The sequence below is a fragment of the Gordonia sp. (in: high G+C Gram-positive bacteria) genome, assembly GCF_020438995.1.
GTDB lineage: Bacteria > Actinomycetota > Actinomycetes > Mycobacteriales > Mycobacteriaceae > Gordonia.
In genome coordinates this window covers 1-3,820 of the sequence record NZ_JAGQTN010000115.1, presented here as the reverse complement: position 1 = coordinate 3,820, position 3,820 = coordinate 1, and the positions used below count along the sequence as shown (strand labels likewise).

General features: G+C 67.1%; 4 protein-coding genes and 1 pseudogene. 3 read left to right on the top strand and 2 right to left on the bottom strand.

Annotated features, from left to right (window positions below; translation table 11 throughout):
* Positions 1-144 precede the first annotated feature (144 nt).
* Both KDB67_RS09135 and KDB67_RS09130 read right to left on the bottom strand, forming a co-directional pair.
* The gene (locus KDB67_RS09135; RefSeq protein WP_291015068.1) at positions 145-468 is read right to left on the bottom strand and encodes a DUF4286 family protein; all 324 of its coding nucleotides are present in this window, start codon (positions 466-468) and stop codon (positions 145-147) included.
* A 26-nt stretch (positions 469-494) separates the two neighbouring features.
* The gene (locus tag KDB67_RS09130) at positions 495-1,511 is read right to left on the bottom strand and encodes a ferredoxin--NADP reductase (protein ID WP_291015066.1); all 1,017 of its coding nucleotides are present in this window, start codon (positions 1,509-1,511) and stop codon (positions 495-497) included.
* A 171-nt stretch (positions 1,512-1,682) separates the two neighbouring features.
* On the opposite strand from KDB67_RS09130, the gene KDB67_RS09125 reads away from it, so the two are divergent.
* The 3 genes and pseudogenes from KDB67_RS09125 to KDB67_RS09115 form a co-directional block, all read left to right on the top strand.
* Entirely contained in the window at positions 1,683-2,588 is a 906-nt protein-coding gene (locus KDB67_RS09125) for an acyl-CoA dehydrogenase family protein (RefSeq protein WP_291015063.1), read from the top strand.
* Positions 2,575-3,660, top strand: a complete 1,086-nt coding sequence (locus KDB67_RS09120) for an acyl-CoA dehydrogenase family protein (protein WP_291015061.1) — start codon at positions 2,575-2,577, stop codon at positions 3,658-3,660. Before KDB67_RS09125 ends, KDB67_RS09120 begins: the two co-directional genes overlap by 14 nt.
* A 2-nt stretch (positions 3,661-3,662) precedes the next feature.
* Positions 3,663-3,820: pseudogene (locus KDB67_RS09115) on the top strand (enoyl-CoA hydratase/isomerase family protein); the annotation flags it as partial.

Below are 3,820 nucleotides of genomic sequence, written 5' to 3'. Positions count from 1 at the left end.
GGTGGGTGTGTTGTGTGAACGTCCTCGGGGATCAAGATGGTGGGTGTGACCAATCATCTTGATCCCTGAGGCCGTTGCGACGAAGGAGCGAGGGTCGCGAAGGGTCAGGTGACCTTTCGGCTCCTGACGTACCCACCTCGCAGGCTACGGGGCCGATTGTTCGGCGGTCAGTTCCAGGATGCGCATGGCGGGCGGGGGGTCGAACTGCATCGAGTCGCTCATGTTGAACGCGCCGCTCTGGGCGGCCGCGAACACACCCTTGGCTGCTGCCGTGACGTCGTCGGCGTCGATCTCGTAGACAGCGACGTAGGGTTCGCCCGGGCGGACAGGGCGGAACCGGCGGGCGGAGACGAAGCCGTCGAGGGCGAGCACCTCGGGCATGTGGACGCTCTCATACCACTCGTTGAACTCGGCGTCGCGTTCGGGCGCGCTGGGGCGGCTCTCCACCAGCAGGATGCCTTTGGCCATGGGTGTCTTACCTTTCCTAGTGTTGGTCAGTCTTCGTACGTGACAACAGTTGTGGCGCAGTCCGGTACGGCTTGGCAGGTCAGGGTGTAGCCGTCCTCGATCTCGTCGTCCTCGAGTGCGTCGTTGACGCGCATCGTCGCGGTGCCCTCGTCGAGATGGGCCATGCAGGTCGCGCAGTTGCCCGCCTCGCAGGAGAACGGCGGGGTGAGCCCGCCACGCCGGGCGGCCTCCAGGATCGTCTCGCCGGCCTGCCGGGAGACGGTGACCTTCTTGCGCCCGAGCTTGATGGTGATCTCGCCGCTGACCTCGTCGGCGGCGGCCGGGGGTTCGGTGGTGGCGTCGGCGGGTGCCTGCGTCGCACCGCCGAAACGTTCGATGAACAGGGTGCCGCGGCCGGTGACGGCCTCCTCGACCACGTCCATGAATGCCTCGGGACCGCAGATGTAGTGGTCGGCGTCGGACAGATCGCCGAGGAACCTGGCCACCGTATCGCGGGTGAGGAAGCCGTTCTCGACGTCAAAGCTGCGCTGGACGGTAAGCCGTTCCGGGTACCGTGCGACCAGATCATCGATGGCGGCGGTGAAGATGGCGGCGTCGGCGTCGCGATCGGCGCACAGCAGGTAGACGTCGCGGTCGGTGGTGGCCAGCGCCGACTTGGCCAGCGACAGGATCGGTGTGATGCCACTGCCGCCGCTGTACCCGATCACCGGCCGGTGGCCCTCACGCAGGCAGAACGTGCCGAAAGCCCTGGTCATATCGACGGTGTCGCCGTCGGCGATGTTGTCGAGCAACCAGTTGGACACCTTGCCGCCCGGGACGCGCTTGATGGTGGTGCGCAGTTCGTCGTCGGTGTCAGGGGAACTGGACATCGAGTAGGAGCGGTGCAGCGTCTCACCGTCGACGTCGACGCGGAAGGTGCAGTACTGGCCGGCGCGGTAGTCGATGGGTCCGTCCTCGGGGGTCAGGACGAAGGTCCGCGCATCGGCAGTCTCCTTGATGACGCGGGTGACGGTGGCGCGCTGGTACATCGGAGGTCTCGACACGGCCTCTCCTCTGCTCGGGCTGGGCGTCGTGTGCCGGTGCGGGCCTGCCGGCCACTTGCCAACCACGACGGTATTGCAGTTCTATTACTGTGAGAATCATATTCTCATACTGAGGTAGCATCCTCTCAAGTTCCCCGAATCTCACACCTCCAGATCCGTGTTAGGAGACCGATGGACGCACGGTTGACCGGCGAGCAGGCGCAACTGCGCGACGCCGCCGCCAAACTGGCCACCGACCTGGGACCCGAATCGGTGGCCGCCCTCGACTCGGCCGATCGCCGCGACAGGCTGGACACCGCACTCGCACGCTCGGGGTGGCGGACGCTGCGGTCCGACGGGGCATCGGGTGTCGAGGTCGCCGTCGTTGCCGAAGAACTCGCCCGCGGCCTCGTCGACGCACCGTTCCTCGGGCCGATCCTCGCCGACGACCTGCTTCGCCACGCCTCGGGCACCGGGGAGGGCGTCACCGTCGCGGTCGGCGGCACCGCGGTCGATGCTCGCGGCATCGACCGGGTGGCGACCCTCGACGGCACCACCGTGCGGCTCGGTGCCGCCGGTGGATCCGTTGTGTGCGCCGACTTGACGCGCGAGGCCAAAGAGGTAGCCGGTAGCGGCGACTCGGTGGGCACGATCCCCGATGCCGACGGCCGGCGCTGGTACGCACTCGCACTGGTGGCCACCGCGGCCGACCTGCTCGGCGCCGCCCGCGGCGCACACGCCCTGGCGTGCGACTACGCCAAGATCCGCGAACAGTACGGCAAGACCATCGGCTCCTATCAAGCCGTGGCGCATCTGCTGGCCGAGGGCCTGGCCCTGATCGAGGGCATGGTCTCCATCGTGCGGCACGCCGCCTGGGCCGTCGATGAACTCGACCCCGAGGAGGCCGTGCGGGCCGCGCAGATGGCCAAGGTGTACGCGGCGCGGTCGGCACTGACGGTGTGCGAGAACTCGATTCAGGTTCACGGCGGCATCGGCAACACCTGGGAATGCCTGGCGCACCTGTATCTGCGCCGGGTCCTCGTGGACACCGAGACCTTTCCCGTCACGTTGAAGGAGATCAGCAGTGGACTATCGTGACTCGCCCGACGAGGCGCAGTTCCGCGCGCGGCTGCGCGCCTGGCTCGCCGACAACGCCAAGGATTTCCCGACCTCCGGAGACGAATACTGGGCGCGGCAGGGCGAATGGCATCAGGCGCTTTACGGTGCAGGCTTCTTCGGGCTGTCGTGGCCGGCGAAGTTCGGTGGGCACGACCTGCCGCCCGTATACGACGTGATCCTCGACGAGGAACTCGCGAAAGCCGGTGCCCCGCCCCGGCCGAGCCTGGGCTACCTGCTGCACGGCCTGTGTCGGCACGGCAGTGTGAAACTGCAGGAACGCTTCCTGCCCGGCATGATCGACGGCACCGAGCGCTGGTGCCAGGGCTTCTCCGAGCCGGGTGCCGGTTCGGATCTGGCGTCGCTGCGCACGGCCGCCGTCCGGGAGGGCGACGAGTACGTCATCAATGGGCACAAGATCTGGACCAGCTACTCCGACATCGCCGACTGGTGCCTGCTGCTGGCCCGCACCGATCCGGATGTGCCTCGGCACCGGGGTATTTCGGCGTTCATCGTGCCGATGGACACGCCCGGCATCGTGCAGCGGCCGCTCAAGATGATCTCCGGCATCACCACCGAGTTCGGGCAGGTCACCTTCGACGACGTCCGCGTGCCCGCGGGCAACATCGTCGGCCAACCCGGCGACGGGTGGGCGATGGCGATGACCGTTGTCGGACACGAACGTGAACCGTCGACGCTGGGCTATGTGGCCCGGTACGCCAAGACCGTGCAGTCACTGGTCGCGCGCACTGATGAGCCGACCGACGAATTGGCTTTGGCCGCAGTCGAAACCGAGATGCTGCGGCTGCACGTGCGGCGCCGGCTGTCCGAACAGCTCGGCGGCGTCTCACATACCTCGGAGGGCTCGCTCGACAAACTGCTGATGACGTGGACCGAGCAGACCGTCGGCCATGCGGCGCTGTCGGTGACCGGCACCTCCGACCCGGAACTGCTGTCGTCGTACCTGTATTCGCGGGCGCAGAGCGTCATGGGCGGTACGTCGCAGATTCAGAAGAACATCATCGCCGGACGTCTACTCGGATTGGGAGTGTGAACATGTACGGAATGCCCGACGAGATCGAGGTGACCGCGGACGGTGCGTTGCGGATCATCACCCTCAATCGGCCTGACGCCCTCAACGCCGTCAACGACAATCTGCATTCGGGGCTGGCGTCGCTGTGGAACCAGCTCACCGACGATCCCGAGGTGCGGGC

Coding starts and splice junctions, on each gene's coding strand:
- KDB67_RS09135 (WP_291015068.1), bottom strand. CDS start 468: ATGGCCAAAGGCATCCTGCTGGTGGAGAGCCGCCCCAGCGCGCCCGAA.
- KDB67_RS09125 (WP_291015063.1), top strand. CDS start 1,683: ATGGACGCACGGTTGACCGGCGAGCAGGCGCAACTGCGCGACGCCGCC.